The organism is Agromyces soli (assembly GCF_022811605.1).
GTDB lineage: Bacteria > Actinomycetota > Actinomycetes > Actinomycetales > Microbacteriaceae > Agromyces > Agromyces soli.
Map to the genome: position 1 here is coordinate 2042536 of NZ_CP094533.1, position 18815 is coordinate 2061350.

Annotated in this window: 18 protein-coding genes and 1 riboswitch; of the genes, 9 read left to right on the forward strand and 9 right to left on the reverse strand. The window is 72.9% G+C overall.

The genetic code is table 11. The features are described from left to right. Positions 1 to 44: 44 nt before the first annotated feature. The 6 genes from nagA to MTP13_RS09860 are packed head-to-tail and all read right to left on the reverse strand — an operon-like array spanning position 45 to position 5702. A complete protein-coding gene (gene nagA, locus MTP13_RS09835; RefSeq protein ID WP_243567549.1) occupies positions 45 to 1214 on the reverse strand; it encodes an N-acetylglucosamine-6-phosphate deacetylase in 1170 nt (389 codons plus the stop codon). Positions 1215 to 1245: 31 nt separating this feature from the next. Beyond that, positions 1246 to 2034: a DeoR/GlpR family DNA-binding transcription regulator gene (locus tag MTP13_RS09840; protein WP_243567550.1), complete on the reverse strand. Its 789-nt coding sequence runs from the start codon at positions 2032 to 2034 to the stop codon at positions 1246 to 1248. Positions 2035 to 2036: 2 nt separating this feature from the next. Next, positions 2037 to 2879 (reverse strand): class II fructose-bisphosphate aldolase, encoded by an 843-nt coding sequence (locus tag MTP13_RS09845; RefSeq protein WP_243567551.1) that lies wholly within the window; start codon positions 2877 to 2879, stop codon positions 2037 to 2039. Between the two features lie 26 nt (positions 2880 to 2905). Next, complete coding sequence (locus tag MTP13_RS09850; protein ID WP_243567552.1) at positions 2906 to 3835, reverse strand: 1-phosphofructokinase family hexose kinase; 930 nt, start codon at positions 3833 to 3835, stop codon at positions 2906 to 2908. After that, entirely contained in the window at positions 3832 to 4836 is a 1005-nt protein-coding gene (locus MTP13_RS09855) for an ROK family protein (protein WP_243567553.1), read from the reverse strand. The genes MTP13_RS09850 and MTP13_RS09855 overlap by 4 nt, the downstream gene beginning before the upstream one ends. Beyond that, a complete protein-coding gene (locus MTP13_RS09860) occupies positions 4833 to 5702 on the reverse strand; it encodes an SIS domain-containing protein (RefSeq protein ID WP_243570801.1) in 870 nt (289 codons plus the stop codon). Before MTP13_RS09860 ends, MTP13_RS09855 begins: the two co-directional genes overlap by 4 nt. A 396-nt stretch (positions 5703 to 6098) precedes the next feature. Between MTP13_RS09860 and MTP13_RS09865 the strand changes: the two genes are divergently transcribed. From MTP13_RS09865 to MTP13_RS09875, 3 genes are read left to right on the forward strand one after another with little or no spacing between them, the layout of a single operon-like run. Beyond that, entirely contained in the window at positions 6099 to 7343 is a 1245-nt protein-coding gene (locus MTP13_RS09865) for an extracellular solute-binding protein (RefSeq protein ID WP_243567554.1), read from the forward strand. 40 nt (positions 7344 to 7383) lie between these two features. Continuing rightward, positions 7384 to 8379: a carbohydrate ABC transporter permease gene (locus MTP13_RS09870; protein WP_243567555.1), complete on the forward strand. Its 996-nt coding sequence runs from the start codon at positions 7384 to 7386 to the stop codon at positions 8377 to 8379. 3 nt (positions 8380 to 8382) lie between these two features. Next, on the forward strand, positions 8383 to 9315 hold the full coding sequence (locus MTP13_RS09875; protein ID WP_243567556.1) for a carbohydrate ABC transporter permease: 933 nt from the start codon (positions 8383 to 8385) through the stop codon (positions 9313 to 9315). Positions 9316 to 9447: 132 nt separating this feature from the next. Here the strand turns inward: MTP13_RS09875 and MTP13_RS09880 are convergent, their stop codons facing one another. After that, on the reverse strand, positions 9448 to 11112 hold the full coding sequence (locus MTP13_RS09880) for a beta-N-acetylhexosaminidase (RefSeq protein ID WP_243567557.1): 1665 nt from the start codon (positions 11110 to 11112) through the stop codon (positions 9448 to 9450). A gap of 128 nt (positions 11113 to 11240) precedes the next feature. Beyond that, positions 11241 to 11321: riboswitch (ZMP/ZTP riboswitch) on the forward strand. 56 nt (positions 11322 to 11377) lie between these two features. Between MTP13_RS09880 and glyA the strand changes: the two genes are divergently transcribed. Together glyA and MTP13_RS09890 are read left to right on the forward strand one after the other, a co-directional pair. Then, complete coding sequence (glyA, locus tag MTP13_RS09885) at positions 11378 to 12667, forward strand: serine hydroxymethyltransferase (protein ID WP_243567558.1); 1290 nt, start codon at positions 11378 to 11380, stop codon at positions 12665 to 12667. A 13-nt stretch (positions 12668 to 12680) separates the two neighbouring features. Next, the gene (locus tag MTP13_RS09890) at positions 12681 to 13562 is read left to right on the forward strand and encodes a bifunctional methylenetetrahydrofolate dehydrogenase/methenyltetrahydrofolate cyclohydrolase (protein WP_243567559.1); all 882 of its coding nucleotides are present in this window, start codon (positions 12681 to 12683) and stop codon (positions 13560 to 13562) included. A 54-nt stretch (positions 13563 to 13616) separates the two neighbouring features. Here MTP13_RS09890 and MTP13_RS09895 read toward each other — a convergent pair whose 3' ends face one another. Then, positions 13617 to 14111, reverse strand: coding sequence for a DUF4188 domain-containing protein (locus tag MTP13_RS09895; protein WP_243567560.1), 495 nt, complete (start codon positions 14109 to 14111; stop codon positions 13617 to 13619). 52 nt (positions 14112 to 14163) lie between these two features. Here MTP13_RS09895 and MTP13_RS09900 point away from each other — a divergent pair, with 52 nt between their 5' ends. From MTP13_RS09900 to MTP13_RS09915, 4 genes are all read left to right on the forward strand, one after another. Continuing rightward, positions 14164 to 14724, forward strand: coding sequence for a TetR/AcrR family transcriptional regulator (locus MTP13_RS09900; RefSeq protein ID WP_243567561.1), 561 nt, complete (start codon positions 14164 to 14166; stop codon positions 14722 to 14724). Positions 14725 to 14833: 109 nt separating this feature from the next. Beyond that, positions 14834 to 16129 (forward strand): acylneuraminate cytidylyltransferase, encoded by a 1296-nt coding sequence (locus MTP13_RS09905; RefSeq protein WP_243567562.1) that lies wholly within the window; start codon positions 14834 to 14836, stop codon positions 16127 to 16129. Then, positions 16126 to 16995, forward strand: a complete 870-nt coding sequence (locus tag MTP13_RS09910) for an N-acetylneuraminate synthase family protein (protein WP_243567563.1) — start codon at positions 16126 to 16128, stop codon at positions 16993 to 16995. The genes MTP13_RS09905 and MTP13_RS09910 overlap by 4 nt, the downstream gene beginning before the upstream one ends. After that, positions 16992 to 18308, forward strand: coding sequence for a DUF6716 putative glycosyltransferase (locus MTP13_RS09915; RefSeq protein WP_243567564.1), 1317 nt, complete (start codon positions 16992 to 16994; stop codon positions 18306 to 18308). The genes MTP13_RS09910 and MTP13_RS09915 overlap by 4 nt, the downstream gene beginning before the upstream one ends. Here the strand turns inward: MTP13_RS09915 and MTP13_RS09920 are convergent. Continuing rightward, a complete protein-coding gene (locus MTP13_RS09920) occupies positions 18271 to 18807 on the reverse strand; it encodes a gamma carbonic anhydrase family protein (protein ID WP_243567565.1) in 537 nt (178 codons plus the stop codon). The two genes, MTP13_RS09915 and MTP13_RS09920, sit on opposite strands and share 38 nt — an antisense overlap. Positions 18808 to 18815 lie beyond the last annotated feature (8 nt).

An 18815-nucleotide genomic window follows, 5' to 3' on the forward strand; every position in this document is an offset into this window, starting at 1 on the left:
ATGCCTCGGTGCGCTTCGACAGGCTCGGCGAACCAACCCCGGGGTCAGCCGGTGAACGGCACCAGCGTGCGGCCCGCGCCCCACACGGCCCGCACGGCGAGCTCGTCGTCGAGCAGCACGGCGTCGGCCGCGAAGCCGCGGTCGAGGCGGCCGAGCTCGTGCGCCCGGCCGATCGCGGCGGCGGGCGTGGACGTCAACGCGCCGATCGCCTCGTTCAGCGGGATGCCGCAGTCGAGCACGGCACGTCGCAGCGCCACGTCCTGCGTCAGCGTCGAACCGGCGATGGAGCCGCCGTGCTTCAGCCGGGCGACCCCGTCGAGCACGACGACCTCGAGCGAACCGAGGATGTACTCGCCGTCGGCCGCGCCCGTGGCCGCCATGGCGTCGGTGATGAGCGCGAGCCGACCCGGTGCGCCGGAGAAGGCGAGCTTCACGACGTCGGCATGCACGTGCACCCCGTCGTTGATGATCTCGAGAGTCACGTGATCGGCGTGCATCGCGGCCACCACGGGGCCGGGGGCGCGGTGGTGGATGCCGCGCATGCCGTTGAAGGCATGCGTCAGGATGGAGGCCCCGGCGTCGAAGGCGGCGAGGGCCTGCTCGAAGTCCGCCCCCGTGTGTCCGACGGCGACGGCGACGCCCTGATCGACGAAGCGGGTGATCGCGTCGGCGGCCCCGTCGTGCTCGGGGGCGATCGTGATCTGACGGAGCGTGCTGCCTGCGGCATCCAGCAGCGCGTCGACATCGGCGAGGGTGGCCCGCCGCAGCAGCTCGGGATCGTGCGCCCCGCGGAACTCATGGTCGAGGAACGGGCCCTCGAGGTGCGAGCCGAGGATCCGCTGGTCGTGCGTCGCGAGCTCCGAGATCATGCGCAGCCGATCGGCGAGCACCCCGACGGGGGCGGTGACGAGCGAGAGCACCGAGCGGGTCGTGCCGTGCGCGGTGTGCACCTCGAGCGTGCGCTCGACGCCCTCCGGGCCGTCGTCGACGGAGGACCCGCCGGCGCCGTGGCAGTGCAGGTCGATGAAGCCGGGCGCGAGCCATCCGCCCGCCGCGTCGACCACCTCGGTGCCGGCGGCGAGCTCGGTGCGCCAGCCCTCGCCGAGGCCGCGCGCGGCGACGACGCCGTCCTCGAAACGCACCCAGGCGTCGGGCGTGGTCTCCGCATCGGTGACGAGGCGGGCCGAGTGGATGACGACGGGCGCGGTGCTCACGCGTTCAGCCTAGTTGCGCGGGAAACGACGCTCATTCGGCGACCAGCACCTCGTAGCCGTGCTCGGCGAGCGCGTCGCGCTGCTCTTTCGTGATCCCCGAGTCGGTGATGACGAGCGGGAACAGGCGCGGCCCGCCCATCGTCGCGAACGCGGTGCGGCCGAGCTTCGAGGAGTCCGCCACGATGATCGCGCGCCCTGCGCGGGTGGCCATCAGCCGGTTCACCGCGGCCTCGCGCTCGTCGTGGGTCGTCGGGCCCTTGACCGGGTCGATGCCGTTGACGCCGATGAACGCGATGTCGACGGTCACCGAGTTCAGCACCTGCTCGGCGTAGCTGCCGACGAGCTCGTAGCTGCGCGGGTGCAGCACGCCGCCCGTGACGACGAGCTTGATCTGCGGCCGGGTCGCGAGCTGGGTCGCGATGTTCACCGCGTTCGTCACGACGGTGAGGTTCGGCGTCGGCGACGGCTCCATGATGTCGGGCCGCATCGCGAGCGCGTTGCCGATGGCGGTGGTCGTCGTGCCGCCGGACAGGCCGATCACGGCGCCCGCGGGCACGAGCCGGCTCGCGACCTGGGCGATGCGTTCCTTCTCGTCGGTGCGCTGGTGGTTCTTGTAGCGCAGCGGCAGGTCGTAGGCGACGGTCTGCGCGACGGCGCCGCCCCGCGTGCGGGTGAGCAGCTGCTGCTCGGCGAGCGTGTCGAGGTCGCGGCGGGCGGTCGCGGGCGAGACGCCGAGGCGTTCGACGAGCTCCTCCACCTCGACCCGTCCGCCGTCCGCGAGCAGGTCGAGCACCGCGTTCAGCCGCTCGGCACGATTCATGGTCACCCCTCGGTCAGCGCGAAGTTCCGCAGCATCCGCGCCGCTTCGACGGCGACGGCCTCCCGGCCCTCGCGCACGTACTTCCGGGAGTCGACGATATCGGGCCGGGCGGCGAGGACCTCGCGGATGGCGCGCGTGAAGTGCCCGTTCAGGTGGGTGGAGACGTTGATCTTGGTCATCCCGGCGGCGATCGCCCGGGCGATCTCCTCGTCGGCCACGCCGGAGGAGCCGTGCAGCACCAGCGGCACGGGGAGCGCCTCGTGCAGGCGTGCGACGAGGTCGAGGTCGAGGGCGGCCGTGCGGTCGGTCATCGCGTGCGAGGAGCCGACGGCCACGGCGAGGGCGTCGACGCCGGTCGCCGCGACGAAAGCGACCGCTTCGGCGGGGTCGGTGCGGACGCCGGGCGCGTGCGCGCCGTCCTTGCCGCCGACCTCGCCGAGCTCGCCCTCGACGAAGACCCCGGCGGCGTGCGCCTTCGCGGTCACCCGGGCGGTGACCGCGACGTTCTCCTCATAGGGCAGGGCGCCGCCGTCGAACATGACCGAACCGAAGCCGAGCGCGATCGCCTCGTCGACGAGCTCCTCGCGCTCCGCGTGGTCGAGGTGCACCGCCACGGGCGTCGCCGCGCGGCGGGCGACTGCGAGGGTCGCGAGCCCGATCGGCTCGAGCGCGCCGTGGTAGTCGGCGCAGTTCTGGGAGAGCTGCAGGATGACGGGCAGCCCGGCCCGCTCGGACGCGGCGACGAGCGCCTCGGCCGTCTCCAGGTGGATCACGTTGAAGGCGCCGAGGCCGGTGCCGGCCGCGGCGGCGGCGCCGACGAGCTCGGCGGCGGGGACGAGGGGCATGCGTGGCCTTTCGGTGGGCGGGGCTGTCAGACTCCGGCGAGGCGGTCGACGATGAGGCGGGCGGCGAGCTCGGGATGCCGCGGCGAGATCTCGCCCGCGCCGGGAGCGAGCACGGCGGCGGCCGACCAGGACGCGGCCGCGACGAGCAGCCGTTCGTCGTCGACGTCGGGGTCGTCGTGGAGCAGCACGGCGGCGGCGGCGACCGCGGCGTCGCCGGCGCCGGTGGGGTTGCCGGCGAGCGGCTCGGGCAGGCGGGCGCGGAGCGGCGGGGCGTCGGCGCGGATGAGCAGCAGGCCCTCGGCGCCGAGGGAGCAGAGCACGCGCCGGGCGCCGAGCCGGAGCAGTTCGCGCGCGCCGTCGACGGGGTCGTCGAGCCCGGTGGCGTCGGCGAGCTCGGCCCGGTTGGGCTTCAGCAGGGCGGCGCCGGCCGCCGCGGCCGCGAGCATCGCGGGGCCGGAGACGTCGACGACGACAGGCAGGCCGCGCTCCGCGGCGAGGCCGAGGAGTCGCGGCACGAGCCCGGGATCGGCGCCCCGAGGCAGGCTTCCTGAGACGACGAGCACACCCGCGCCGGGCAGGGCCGCCTGCACCTCGTGGAGGAGGGCGGCCCACTCGGCGGGGCTCGGGCTCGTGCCGCGTTCGTTGAAGATCATGGTGTCGCCGAGCGTCTCGTCGACGATCGCGGCGCTGCGCCGGGTCTCCGCAGCCACGGGCACGAGCCGGTGCGGCACCCCGCTCGCGCGCAGTTCGCTCGCGAACTCCTCGCCGACCGGGCCGCCCGCGGTCGTGACGGCGAGGACCTCCGCACCCTGCGCGTGGGCCACCCGGGCGACGTTCACTCCCTTGCCGCCGGCGCGGGCCAGTGCGGCGTCGACGCGGTGCGAGCCGCCGGGCACGACGCGTTCGGCGCGCCAGGTCAGGTCGAGCGCGGGGTTCGGCGTGACGGTGACGATCATCCGGCGGCCTCGGCATCCGCGGCATCCACGTCGCCCGCCGAGGCGTCGCCATCGAGCTCGCGGGCGATGAGCGCGGCGCCGAGGAGTCCGGCGTCCTCGCCGAGCTCCGCCGGGACGAGCTCGGGCCGGCGGTGGAAGCTCAGCCGGGCGTCGAGCCGCTCGCGGAGCGGGCCGAACAGGCCGTCGCCGGCGCGGGACAGTCCGCCGCCGATCACGACGGCGCGCGGCGCGAGCACCGCGGTGAGCTGGGCGATCGAGAAGGCGAGCGCGTCGAGCGCCTCCGACCAGACCGCGGATGCCTCGGCGTCGCCGCCGGCCGCCAGCGCGAGCACCTCGCGGGCCCCGTCGGCGGGGCGTCCGGAGCGCTCGACGTAGTGCCTCGCGATGGCGCCGGCGGAGGCGATCGCCTCGAGGCAGCCCATCGCCCCGCACGCGCAGCGCGGGCCGTCGGCGACGGGGGAGTGCCCGATCTCGCCCGCGTAGCCGCCGGCGGTGTGCGGACGGCCGTCGAGGATGAGCGATCCGGCGATGCCGGTGCCGATGACGAGCACGACGACGTCGTCGAAGGCGCGGGCGGCGCCGAGCCGGTGCTCGGCCCAGCTCGCGGCGCGGACGTCGTGGTCGAAGGCGACGGGCAGACCGATCTCGCGCGCCGCGAGGTCCCGGATCGGGGCATCGGTCCAGCCGAGGTTGCTGGCGAAGACGCCGACGCCGCGTTCGGCGTCGACGATGCCAGGCACGACGACGCCCGCGGCGACCGGTTCGACCCCGGGGAAGCGTGCGCGCAGCTCCCGGGAGAGCTCTCCGAGCCGGCGCGTCACGGAGGCGGCGGTGCGCCCTGGCTCGAGCGGGGTCGACGTCCGGCTGAGGCCGAGCACGCGCCCGGCGTCGTCGAAGAGCGCCGCCTTGATGTCGGTCCCGCCGACGTCGAAGGCGAGCACCGCCGGACCGGTGCCCACTGGGGCCGGCCCGACGGCGGGAAGGTCGGAGGATCGGTTCACGGATTCAGGATGACCGATCGCGAGAGGTTCCGGGGGCGGTCGGGGTCGAGTCCCTTGGCCCGCGCCCGGGCGAGGGCCACGCGCTGGGCGCGGACGAGGTCGGCCATCGGGTCGAGCGTGCTCGTCTCGTAGCGGGCGCCGGTCGCGGCGACGTCGGCGGCGAGCCCCTCGGGCGCCGCCCCGAACTGCCAGGTGACCCGGCCGGGCGCGGCGATCGCGATCGGGCCGTGCCGGTACTCCATCGACGGGTACGACTCGGTCCACGACTGGGAGGCCTCGCGCATCTTCAGCGCCGCCTCGTGGGCGAGGCCGACGGTCCAGCCGCGGCCGAGGTAGCTGAACTGCTCGGCGTCGACGAGGGCGGGGTCGAGGTCCGCGGAGACGGCCGCCGAGGCATCCGCGATCGCTCCGTCGAGGTTCTCGCCGAGGCTCGCCCGGAAGAGCGCGAGCGCGGTGGTGGCGAAGCGCGTCTGCACGACCGACTGCTCGTCGGCGAAGGGGAGCAGCACGGCGTCGTCGACGAGCGAGACGAGCGGGGAGCCGGGGTCGCCGATCACGCCGATCGTGCGCACTCGGCCGCGGAGGCGCTCGACGAGCTCGAGCACCTCGGTCGTGGTGCCCGAGCGGGTGAGGGCGACCACGGCGTCGTACCCGCGGTCGACGAAGGCCTCGGATGCGGCGAACGCGTCCGTCTCGCCGTGGCCCCCATGCTCGCGGAGCGCGGCGTAGGACTGCGCCATGAACCACGAAGTGCCGCAGCCGATGACGGCGATCCGCGCCCCGGCCGAGGGCAGCAGCGCCTGCTCGGCGCGGAGCCCGGCGGCCCGCGCCCAGGTCTCCGGCTGCGAGCCGAGTTCGGCGGCCATGTGCGCTCCGCCGACGGGCTGGGGGGTGGTGGGGTCGGTCACCGTGTCGCTCCTCCGTGCTCGGTCGTCGGGCGTGCTCGTTCGGCTCGGCTGACGACGCATCAATGCTCGCGAATGATCGTTTCATGCCCTGCGCAATCATGTCAATGCAAGCAGCACTGGTGTTGTGGCCGATAGAGACGGTATGTATAGTTTCCGAACAAATTCGGATAACGATCCGGGGACGCCTCTTGACGGGTGCCGACGGCCGCGGCCATCATTTCGAGCACCGTCTGGGCGAAACTGATCGGTTCTCCGGAGGGACATTCACCACCCGTCATCCGACGGACTGAATGCACGCACTGTCGCGTGAAGCGTTCTGCGGCTGTGCACCACCAACACAGTGAGGAAGCACACATGAAGAAGTCCCACCGGTTCGGCGCGATCGCGCTGGCCGCCGCGGCGACGCTGACGCTCGCCTCGTGCGGCTTCGGCGGCGGATCGAGCGGGGGCGACGCCTCCGGCAAGACCACGCTGAACCTGCTCGTGCCGAGCTACTCCGACAACACCCAGGGGCTCTGGGAGGACGTCATCTCGGGCTTCGAGAAGGCCAACCCCGACATCAAGGTCGAGCTCGAGGTCCAGTCCTGGGACAACCTCGAATCGGTCATCGCCACGAAGATCCAGGGTGGAGAGGCGCCCGACATCTACAACGGCGGCCCCTTCGCCGGCTTCGCGGCCGACGAGCTGCTCTACCCGGCCAAGGACGTCGTCTCGTCCGACACGTACTCCGACTTCCAGGACGCGTTCCTCGCGAACGCCGAGGTCGACGGCACCGCCTACGCCCTGCCGCTCATCGCTTCGGCGCGTGCGCTCTTCGTGAACAACGCCCTGCTCGAGCAGGCCGGGGTCGCGGCTGCGCCGAAGAACTGGGACGAGCTGCTCGACGCGGCGACGAAGGTCTCCAAGCTCGGCGGCGGCGTCGCCGGCTACGGCATGCCGCTCGGCTCCGAGGAGGCGCAGGCCGAGGCGGCCGTGTGGCTCTGGGGCGGTGGCGGCAGCTTCGGCGACGCCTCGACGCTCACGATCGACGACCCGGCGAACCTGCCGGGCGCCGAGCAGATCAAGAAGATGATCGACGCGGGCGCCACGCAGGCCGACCCGGGCTCGACGAACCGGTCGCCGCTCATGGACATCTTCGTCCAGGGCAAGATCGGCATGCAGGTCGGCCTCCCGCCGACCGTCGGTCAGATCGCGGAGAACAACCCCGATCTCGACTACTCGATCGTGCCGATCCCGACCAAGGACGGCTCGGCGTTCACGCTCGGCGTCATGGACCAGCTGATGGCGTTCAAGAACGACGACAGCAAGAAGGACGCCATCACGAAGTTCTTCGACTACTACTACTCGGCCGACGTGTACGTGCCGTGGGTGCAGACGGAGGGCTTCCTGCCGGTCACGAAGTCGGGCGCCGAGGCGCTCTCGGGCGAGGAGGCGCTGAAGCCCTTCCTCGACGTGCTGCCGGACGCGCAGTTCTACCCGTCGACGAACCCGAAGTGGTCCGCCGCGGACGGTGCGTTCAAGTCGCTCTTCGGTCAGATCCAGACGAAGTCGGCGCAGGACGTCCTGACCGAGATCCAGGCGCAGGCCGACGCGGGCTGAGCCCCGACTCACCACGGAAGGGTTCGGTGACCACCGCACCATGAGCTCCACAACCGATACGTCATCGAACCCCGCGGGGGCGGCCACCGGCCGCCCCCGCACCGGGGGTGCCGGCCGCACGGGCGACGCCCCGGCCGGCTCGGCCCGCGGCAAGCCCGGCGGGCGCGACCTCGCCAAGGCGCTGCCCTGGATCGCCCCGGCCCTCGCCCTCATCCTCGGCGTCGTGCTGTTCCCCGCCGGGGTGATGTTCTACAACTCCACCCGAGACATCTCGCAGTCCGGCGTGGACAAGGGATCCGTCGGCTTCGACAACTACGTCGAGGTGTTCTCGTTCCCCTACTTCTGGCCGATCTTCCTGCGCACCATCGTCTGGGTCGTCGTGGTGGTCGTGTTCACCGTGCTGATCTCGCTCGGCATCGCGCAGATCCTGAACAAGGCGTTCCCCGGCCGGCGGATCGTGCGCCTCGTCGTGATCATCCCGTGGGCGGCCTCCGTCGTCATGACGACGATGGTCGTCTACTACGGGCTCGAGCCGTACTTCGGCGTGATCAACAAGTTCCTCGTGGACGTCGGGCTCATCGACACCCCGGAGGGCTACGGCTGGACGCGCAACCCGACGACGGCCTTCATCTGGTCGATCGTGATCGCGATCTTCGTGTCGCTGCCGTTCACGACGTACACGATCCTCGCCGGCCTCGCCACGGTGCCGGGCGACACGATCGAGGCCGCGAAGATGGACGGCGCGAGCCCCGCCCGCACCTACTTCACGGTCGTGCTGCCGCAACTGCGCGGCGCGCTGTCGGTCGCCGTGCTGATCAACATCATCAACGTGTTCAACTCGCTGCCGATCCTGAAGGTGATGACCGGATCGATCCCCGGCTACGACGCGGACACGATCATGACGATGATCTTCAAGTACATCCAGAACCAGCACAAGGTCGACGTCGCCTCGGCGCTGTCGGTCGTCGCCTTCCTCATCGTCATCGTGATCGTCGCGGTGTACGTGAAGGTCGTCAAGCCCACCAGGGAGGTCTGAGCGATGACCGTCACCGAAACCCGAGCCATGCTCTCCGTCGACGCCGAGCGCTCGCCCGGCGGACGCGACCGCGGACCCGCGCGCAAGCGCCGCTACACCGAAGATCAGGTGCCGCTCGGCCGCGTGCTGCTGCGCATGCTCGCCGGCCTCGTCGTGCTCGCGATCTTCATCCTCCCGTACACGATCATGTTCTTCGGCTCCGTGAAGACGAAGGCGCAGATCCGTTCGGTCGATCCCACCTACTTCCCCACGGAGTGGCACTGGGAGAACTACGTCAACATGTGGTCGACGCCCGAGACGCCGCTGCCGCAGAACCTGATCTCGACGATCGTGATCGCCGTGTTCGCGACGCTGCTCGTGCTGCTCGTGGCACTGCCCGCCGCGTACTACACGGCGAGGTTCCGCTTCCCGGGGCGGATGGTGTTCCTCTTCCTCGTGATCGTCACGCAGATGCTGCAGCCCGCGGTGCTCACCTCCGGTCTGTTCCGTCAGTTCGCGACGCTCGGGCTGATCGACACCTGGGCGGCGATGATCTTCATCAACGCGGCGTTCAACCTGTCGTTCGCGGTGTGGATCATGCACTCCTTCTTCGCGGGCATCCCGAAGGAGATCGACGAGGCGGCGCAGATCGACGGCGCGGGCCGGCTCACGGTGCTGTTCCGGATCAACCTGCCGCTCGTCTGGCCCGGCATCGTGACCGCGATCGTGTTCACCTTCGTGGCGTGCTGGAACGAGTTCGCGGCGTCGCTCGTGATCCTCTCGACGGCCGGCAACCAGCCGCTCTCGGTCGCGCTGACGAAGTTCGTCGGTCAGTACGAGACGAGCTGGCAGTACGTGTTCGGCGTCTCGATCGTCGCGATCGTGCCGGTCGTCGTCCTGTTCATGCTCATCGAGAAGCGCCTCGTGGGCGGCCTCACCGCCGGCAGCGTGAAGTAGGCGCGGCGCGGCTGGGCTGGTCCCGCGCCCGCGCGGAGGCGATCCGCACGGAGGGAGGATGAATCGGCGAGATTCATCCTCCCTCCGCGTCATCCCAGGGGAGCCCGCGCCGGCCGAGCGGCGGCGCCGCGCTCACTCGCGCCAGGGCACCTCGGGCATGCGGTGGTACGGCACCGACATCGCCTCCAGTCGCGCGCCGTAGCCGGCGACGGCGCCGAAGAACGCGGCCTCGTCCCGCCCGCCTGGGGCGGCCGGCGACCACGCGATCTCGGCGATCGCCAGGATACGCGGGAAGGCCATGAACTCGACCTCCTCGAGGGTGCGCATCGTCTCGGTCCAGATCGGCGCCTCGACACCGAGGATGTCGTCGTCGCGGACGTCCGGGACGATCGAGGCCGGGTCCCAGCCGTACGCCTCGGCGAGCGAGGTGTCGCCGTCGGCCCAGTCCTGGCCGAGCTGGCGGCCCTCGAAGCTCGGGGCGTCGGGGTAGACCATGTCGAGGTAGGCGGCGTCGGCGGGGGAGAAGACGATGCGGCCGCCCTGGTCGAGGAAGGAGCGCACGTCGGCCGCGGAGCCGGTCTCCGTACGCGGGGTCACGTAGTCCCAGTACTGGCCGACGGTGCCGGTCGGCAGCTCCGGCGAGGCGCCGAGCTCGTGCCAGCCGATGATCGTCTTGCCGGTGGCGGCGCCCGCCGCGGTCATCCGGCGCACCAGCTCGAGGTAGTCGGCCTCGCTCGTGGCGAGCGATTCGTCGCCGCCGAGATGGATCCACGGGCCGGGGGTCAGCTCGGCGAGCTCGCGGGTGACCTCGGCGAGGAAGCGGTCGGTGGCCTCGGCGCGCTCGGGGGCCGCGCAGAGCGAGGAGAAGCCGACCTCCAGCCCCTCGTACGGGGCCGGGGCGACGCCGTCGCAGTTCAGCTCGGGGTAGGCGCTGAGGGCCGCGTTGGTGTGCCCGGGCAGGTCGATCTCGGGCACGATCGTCACGTGCCGCTCGGCCGCGTAGGCGACGAGCCGCCGGTAGTCCTCCTTCGTGTAGAAGCCGCCGCCGTCGCCGCCCGTCGAGGTCGACGCCCCGATGCCGGTGAGCTCCGGCCAGGCGTCGATCTGCAGGCGCCAGCCCTGGTCGTCGGTCAGGTGCAGGTGCAGCACGTTGAGCTTCAGCATCGCGAGCTGGTCGAGGTAGCGCTCGACGTCCGCGACGGGCAGGAAGTGCCGCGCGACGTCGAGCATCGCGCCCCGGTAGGCGAAGCGCGGCACGTCGTCGACGCGCACCGCGGGCGCGGTCCAGCCGTCCCGGGGTCCAGGTGCCTCGCCCGAAGACAGGATCGCGGGCGGCAGCAGTTGCAGCAGGCTCCGGGTCGCCCAGAACGCGCCGATCGGGCTCGCCGCCTCGATCCGGGCGCCGTCGGCGCCGGTGGTGAGCCGGTAGCCCTCTGCGGTCGGGGCGGCGGGGACGGATGCCTCGGCCGCCCCGTCCTCGACGGCGATCAGGATGTCGGCCGGGCCGGCCGCGTCCTCGCTGCCGCTCACGACCGGGACCGGGGCGCCGGTGGCGAGCCGCAGCTGCGCGGCGAGCAGTTCGGGCGCGCTGCCCGCCTCGCCGACGACGAGCACCCGGCTCGTCTCATCGAGACGGAACGGTTCGGCGTCGAGCTGCTCGAGGGAGGCCGGGTCGGGGATGATGCGGGGCACGTCGGCTCCGTTCTGCTGCGGCGCGCAGCCGGCCAGGGCGGCCGAGCCGAGCGCGATGGTCAGGGCGGCGGCGACGAGTCGTGCGGTGCGGGCGGCGATGCTCATGCGCGGGTCCTCGTCGTCGAGTGGGTCGGCGCACCGACCATTTGTGAGGGATCTTTACTCCCGCGCCCCATCCTGCCACGACGACGGCGTTCGCAACACCCGCGGCGAGGCGGCATCCATTGCTATGCTTGCTCCGTCGCGACTGGCGTTGAGATGGTCACCATCGGGGAGCGACTGGCACGCATCGACCGCACGCCTGGGCCGGTACGGAGGCCTCGTGGCGCGAGTCGCGCGAGGCAGCACCCTCGTTTGGTCCGTACCTGTCATGAAGGAGCCAGTCTTGGCCGAATCCGTCTTCAACGCCCCGCTGTCCGAGGTCGATCCCGAGATCGCCGAGGTGCTCGAGCTCGAGCTCGGTCGCCAGCGCGACTACCTCGAGATGATCGCGAGCGAGAACTTCGTCCCCGTCTCGGTGCTGCAGTCCCAGGGCTCCGTGCTCACGAACAAGTACGCCGAGGGCTACCCCGGTCGCCGGTACTACGGCGGCTGCGAGTACGTCGACGTCGCGGAGTCGCTCGCGATCGAGCGGGCGAAGAGCCTGTTCGGCGCCGAGTACGCCAACGTCCAGCCGCACTCGGGCGCCACGGCGAACGCCGCCGTGCTGAGCGCCATCGCGACCCCGGGCGACACCATCCTCGGCCTCGAGCTCGCCCACGGCGGCCACCTCACCCACGGCATGAAGCTGAACTTCTCGGGCAAGCTCTACAACGCCGTCTCCTACGGCGTCGACCCCGAGACGTTCCTCGTCGACCTGAACGTCGTCCGCGAGAAGGCGCTCGAGCACAAGCCGCAGGTCATCATCGCCGGGTGGTCGGCCTACCCCCGCCACCTCGACTTCGCCGCGTTCCGCGAGATCGCCGACGAGGTCGGCGCGAAGCTCTGGGTCGACATGGCGCACTTCGCCGGCCTCGTCGCCGCGGGCCTGCACCCCTCGCCCGTGCCGTACGCCGACGTCGTCTCCTCGACGGTGCACAAGACCATCGGCGGCCCGCGCTCGGGCTTCATCCTCTCGCGCGACACCGAGCTCGCGAAGAAGCTGAACTCCAACGTGTTCCCCGGCCAGCAGGGCGGCCCGCTCATGCACGTGATCGCGGCCAAGGCGACGGCGTTCAAGATCGCCGCCTCCGCGGAGTTCAAGGACCGCCAGGAGCGCACCCTGCGCGGCGCGGCGATCCTCGCCGACCGCCTCACCGCCGACGACTCGCGCGCCGCGGGCATCGACGTGCTCACGGGCGGCACCGACGTGCACCTGGTGCTCGCAGACCTGCGCAACTCGAAGATCAACGGCCAGGAGGCCGAAGACCTGCTGCACGAGGCCCTCATCACCGTCAACCGCAACGCGGTGCCGTTCGACCCGCGCCCGCCGATGGTCACCTCGGGCCTGCGCATCGGCACGCCGGCGCTGGCCACCCGCGGCTTCGGCGACGCCGAGTTCACCGAGGTCGCCGACGTCATCGCCGAGGTGCTCATGGGCGGTGCGGATGTCGCCGCGCTGCGCGAGCGGGTGCAGAAGCTCACCGCCGCGTTCCCGCTGTACCCCGGCCTCCAGCAGTAAGGGAGTCAACCGGATGACCGCCATCACCCTCGACGGCGTCGCGACCGCGGCCGCCGTGAAGTCCGAGCTGGCCGGCCGCATCGCGAGCCTGCGCAGCCACGGGATCGTGCCGGGCCTCGGCACGCTCCTCGTCGGCGACGACCCCGGCTCGCGCTCCTACGTCGCGGGCAAGCACCGCGACTGCGCCGAGGTCGGGATCGAGTCGATCCGCATCGACCTGCCCGCCTCGGCGACGCAGGCGGACGTGATGGCGGCCATCCGGGAGCTGAACCACGCGCCCGAGGTCACCGGCTACATCGTGCAGCTGCCGCTGCCGGCCGGCCTCGACGAGCACGCCGCCCTCGAGGCCATCGACCCGGGCAAGGACGCCGACGGCCTGCACCCGACGAACCTCGGCCGGCTCGTGCTCGGCATCGAGGGCGAGCTCGCCTCCCCCCTGCCGTGCACGCCGGCCGGGATCGTCGAGATGCTGCACCGCTACGAGGTGCCGATCCGCGGGCGCCACGTGACCGTGATCGGTCGCGGGCTCACCGTGGGCCGGCCGCTCGGCCTGCTGTTCACGCGCAAGGGCCTCGACGCCACGGTGACGCTCACGCACTCGCGCACGAGCGACCTCGCGGCCGAGGTGCGCCGCGCGGACATCGTCGTCGCAGCGGTCGGCGTGCCGCACCTCGTGCAGCCCGACTGGATCAAGCCCGGCGCTGCCGTGCTCGACGTCGGCATCACCCGCGTGCAGGACGAGGAGACCGGCAAGGGCCGGCTGACGGGCGATGTCGACCCCGCGGTCGCCGAGGTCGCCGGGCACCTGTCGCCGAACCCCGGCGGGGTCGGTCCGATGACCCGGGCCATGCTGCTCGCCAACGTCGTGAAGGCCGCCGAGCTGCGTCTCGCCTGAGCCTGGTTCGCTGAGCTCGCCATGGTTCGCTGAGCCCGTCGAAGCGCCCCTGGCTCAGGCGGCGCGGTGCCCGGCCCGCCCGAGCCGCTGCCGCGCCGTGTTCTGCCCCGGCCCCACGGGCACGTGCGCGGTCGCTTTGGCGAGGCCGAACGCGGGCATGTCGGCGTAGACCGCCTCGGCGTCCGCGACGGGCACCTCGTACGTCTCGTGCCACACGCCGACGTGCCCGGTGCCGAGCGCCGTGCGCATGAACTCGCGCCAGGGCTCGAGGTGCGGGGCCTCGCGGTCTGCGGCGAAGCGCTGCAGGTGCTCGGGGCTCTCCCAGTAGGAGAGCAGGATCGTCGTGCGGCCGACCCAGCTCTCGAAGCCGAGCATGCCCGACTCCGGGTGCGTCGCGAGGTGGCGGAGCATGCGCGGCATCTGCTTCGCCACCCGCTGCACCCGGGGCAGGCGCCACCAGCGGTTCGCGCGCATGCCGATGAGGAACACCGTGATCGTCTCCCGCTCGGGCGCGGCCGTGTAGCGCCCCGGGAACACCGTTCGAGTCATTTTCCATCTCCATAACGTCGTTACGAAACGATGTTATGACTAGACTGGCTGCATGGCAAGACCCCCTGTGTACGACGAGGCGCTCCGCGAGCGGCTGCTCGAGGTCACCGCCGAGATCGTCGCGCGAGACGGCGCCTCCCGCGCGGCGCTCCGCGACATCGCGAGCGCCGCCGGCACCTCGACCTCGGCGGTGTACGCCCTGTTCGGCGGCAAGGGCGAGCTGCTGGCCGCGGTCATCGAGCACGGTTTCGCCTCGTTCGGCGCGGCCCAGCGCGAGGCCGCCCCGGCCGGGCTGCGCGCGCTCGGCGTCGCCTACCGCCAGTGGGCCCTCGGGCATCCGGCGCTGTACCGCTTGATGTTCGGTGGAGCGCTCGAATCGGTGGCCGACTGCGAACCCGACCCGGCCTCGGCATCCGCCTCCCTCGCCCCGCTGCAGGCGGCGATCGCTGCGCGCGGCGCCGCCGACGTCGGCGTGAGCGCGGTCGCCGTCTGGGCGCAGGTGCACGGAGCGGTGAGCCTCGAGCTCACGGGGATGGCCGGGCACGGCACGTCCTGGGACGAGGTGTACGACGCCGTGCTCGACGCGGTCGAGCGGAGTCTGCCGGCGGGCTGAGGGCGGCGGCGCTTCGGCGGGCTCGCTTCGACGGGCTCAGCGGACCAGTGGCGCGGAGTGTTCACCGGGCGGCCATCCCACCGCCACGACGGCGACGTACCGTCGCCCCATGGACCGCGAGCGCATCGACCCCGCCGACCGCCCCTCGGTGGTCGCGGTCATCCCGGCGCGCGGCGGCTCCAAGGGCCTGCCCGGCAAGAACCTCGCGCCCGTCGGCGGCATCCCGCTCGTCGTCCGCGCCGTGCGCGCCGCCTCGGCGGCCGCGCTGATCGACCGGGTCGCCGTGACGAGCGACGACGCGGCGATCGCCGACGCCGCACGCGACGCCGGCGCCGAGACGATCGCCCGGCCGGTCGAGCTGGCCGGCGACGCCGCGAGCTCCGAGCGCGCGCTGCTGCACGCGCTCGACCAGCTCGCGCTCGCGGGCAGCGACCCCGAAGTGCTCGTCTTCGTCCAGGCCACCTCGCCCTTCATCGACTCGGACGACCTCGACCTCGCGGTCGCCCGCGTGCTCGCCGGCGAGGCCGACGTCGTCTTCTCCGCGGTCGAGAGCCACGCCTTCCTCTGGCGGCGGGATGCCTCGGCGGGCGCGACGGGCGTGAACCACGACGCCGCGCGGCGACTCCGGCGGCAGGACCGTGCGCCCGAGTTCCGCGAGACCGGCGCGTTCTACGTGCTGCGGGTCGACGGGTTCCGTGCAGCGGGCCACCGCTTCTTCGGCCGCGTCGAGGTGCAGCTCGTGCCCGAGGCGCACGCGCTCGAGATCGACGGCGCCGCCGAGCTCGCCATCGCCCGGGCGCTCGCGCCGACGCTCGACGGCGGCGTCTGGCGGCCGCGGCTCGACGTCGACGCCGTCGTCACCGACTTCGACGGCGTGCACACCGACGACACCGCGATCGTCGGCGGCGACGGGGTCGAGTTCGTGCGGGTGAGCCGCAGCGACGGCGCCGGCGTGGCGAGGCTCCGCGCGGCGGGCATCCCCGTGCTCATCCTCTCCGCCGAGCGCCACCCCGTCGTCGGGGCGCGTGCGGCGAAGCTCGGCGTCGAGGTGCTGCAGGGCGTCGCCGACAAGGGCGCCGCGCTCGCCGACTGGGCCGAGCGCCGAGGCATCCGGCTCGACCGCATCGCCTACCTCGGCAACGACCTCGGCGACGTGCCGGCCCTCGCCCTCGCGGGCTGGCCGGTCGCGGTCGCCGACGCGATCCCCGAGGTGCGCCGCCTGGCGCGCCTCGTCCTCAGCCGGCGGGGTGGTGACGGCGCGGTCCGAGAGCTGGCCGACGCCGTCCTGGCCGGGCGCGCGGCCGTGGGGGCGGCCGCCGACGCCCCCGCCGCCCCGCCAACCCCGTCCGAGGAGCCGGCCGCAGAGGCCGGGCCCGTCCCAGCCACCGAAGGAGCCCAGACATGACCGTGCGCATCGGCCGACACGAGGTCGGCACCGGCCTGCCCGTCTACGTCATCGCCGAGATCGGCCTGAACCACAACGGGGAGCTCGAGCTCGCGAAGCGGCTCATCGACGTCGCCGCCGAGTCCGGCTGCCAGGCCGTGAAGTTCCAGAAGCGCACGCCCGAGCTCGCGACGCCGGAGCACATGAAGGACGTGCCGCGGGAGACGCCCTGGGGCACCATGAGCTACCTCGACTACCGTCGCCGGGTCGAGCTCTCCCGCGACGACTACCTCGAGATCGCCCGCTACGCGGACCTCCGCGGCCTCGACTGGTTCGCCTCGCCCTGGGACGAGCCCTCCGTCGCCTTCCTCGACGAGCTGGACGTGCCGGCCTTCAAGGTCGCCTCCGCCTCCGTCACCGATCTCCCGCTGCTGCGCGCGATCGCCGCGACCGGCAAGCCGGTGATCCTCTCGACCGGCATGTCGACCCTGGAGGAGATCGACCGGGCGGTCGTCACCCTCGGCACCTCGCAGCTGCTGCTCATGCACGCCACCTCGAGCTACCCCATGCCCGCCGCGGAGGCGAACCTGCGCACGATCGACACGCTCGCCCTGCGCTACCCGGTGCCGATCGGCTACTCGGGGCACGAGCGCGGCCTGCAGATCTCGCTCGCCGCGGTCGCGCTCGGCGCAGTCGCGGTCGAACGGCACATCACGCTCGACCGGGCGATGTGGGGGAGCGACCACGCGGCCTCCCTCGAGCCGCAGGGCCTCGAGCACCTCGTCCGCGACATCCGCATCATCGAGACCGCGATGGGCGACGGCGTGAAGCGCGTCTTCCCAGGCGAGGAGGCCCCGAAGGCCAAGCTGCGCCGGGTGCTCGTGTGAGCCGCGACGAGGGGGCGGCGCCAGTGCGCCGGCTGCTCGTCGTCGCCGACAGCGACTCGTACGCGAAATGGGGCGCCGCCCTCGCCGGCCGCGTCGCCGGCGCGTGGGCGAGCGAGGCCGTCCTGCTCGCCTCGCCCGTGCTGCCGAGCGCGCGGCAGCTCGACGCCGCGCTCGCCGGGTCCGGCTTCGCCCCGGCCGAGGTGCGCACGCTCGAGCTCGACGCGCTGCTCGCCCGGCTCTCGGTCGATCCGCCCGACGCGGTGCTGCTCGCGCTGCGCGGGCCGCTCGTGCGCGTCGTCGCGGGGCGCATCGCCACGTTGCCGGACCGGCCCGTGCTCGTCTCGGGCTTCCCCGGCCTCACCATCCCGGCCGAGCCGAAGGCGATCGTCTATCGCGAGCTCGTCGACCTCGTCGTGCTGCACAGCCGCCGGGAGGTCCGCGAGTTCGCCGCCAATGCGCGGGCGCTCGGCATCGCGGTGCGCTTCGGCCTCGCCACGCTGCCGTTCCTCGCGGCGGTGCCGCCGAGCGCCTGGGTCGGGCCCGAACGCGACGAGCTCGTGTTCGCCGTGCAGGCGAAGGTGCCGTCCGGCTTCGAGGAGCGGGTGCGCCTGCTCGGCATGCTCGCCCGCGCCGCCCGCGCCCACCCGGACCACCACGTCGTGCTGAAGGTGCGGGCGCGCCCCGGCGAGGCGCAGACGCACGCCGAGGAGTTCGATCTCGGTGAGCTGGTCGCCGACCCGCCCCCGGAGCTGCTGGCGCTGACCGGCGGCGGGCTGCCGCCGAACCTCGTCGTCCGCGACGGCCCGATGTCCGGCCACCTCGAATCGGCTGCGGCGCTCGTCACGGTGAGCTCGACGGCGGTGCTCGAGGCGATCGCGGTGGGTGTGCCGGTGCTGCTGCTCGACGAGTTCGGCATCGGACCGAAGCAGATCAATACGGTGTTCGAGGGCAGCGGGCTCTTCGGCGACGCGGGGGCGCTCGCCGCCGGCCGGTGGCGCCGGCCGGAGCGGGGATGGCTCGGCGACAACTATTTCCACGGCGAGGAGCACGACGACTGGGAGGACGAGCTCGCCCGGCTCGTCGCCGCCCGCGAGCGCGGAGCGCTGCCCGTGCCCCGGCGGCGGCACAACCTCGTCGGCGGGGCGCTCCGTCGGGCGTACGAGCGCAAGCGGATGCTCGGCGACTACGACCGGACGCCCGCGGGAGCGGCGGCGATGCTCGTCGCGCTGCCGGCGCGCTGGCTGCTTCGGCGGGCGCGGCGGCTGCGCGCCGCGGTCACGCGCCGGGCGCCGTGTGCTCCGCGAGGTGCGTGAGGTAGGCCTCGCCGTTCCGACGGATGCCGGCGCGCTCCTCCTCGCTGAGCTCCCGGCGCACCTTCGCGGGGACGCCGGCGACGAGCGAGCCCGGCGGCACGACCGTGCCCTCGAGCACGACGGCGCCGGCGGCCACGAGCGAGCCTTCGCCGATGACGGCGCCGTTCAGCACCGTCGCGTTCATGCCGACGAGGCTGTCCCGTTCGATCGTGCAGCCGTGCAGCACGGCGCCGTGCCCGACGGAGACCCCCTCGCCGACGGTGAGCGGGAAGCCGGCGTCGACGTGGCAGACGACGGTGTCCTGCAGGTTCGCCCGCGCGCCGAGCACGATCGGGGCGGCCTCGGCGCGGAGCACCGCGTTGTACCAGACGCTCGACTGCGCTTCGAGGCGCACGTCGCCGACGATCACGGCGCCGGCCGCGACGAACGCGGTGTCGTCGATGGAGGGGCTGCCGATTCCGGCGAGCGGGCGGACGAGGGCGGCGACGTCGACGGGCATGCTCGAAT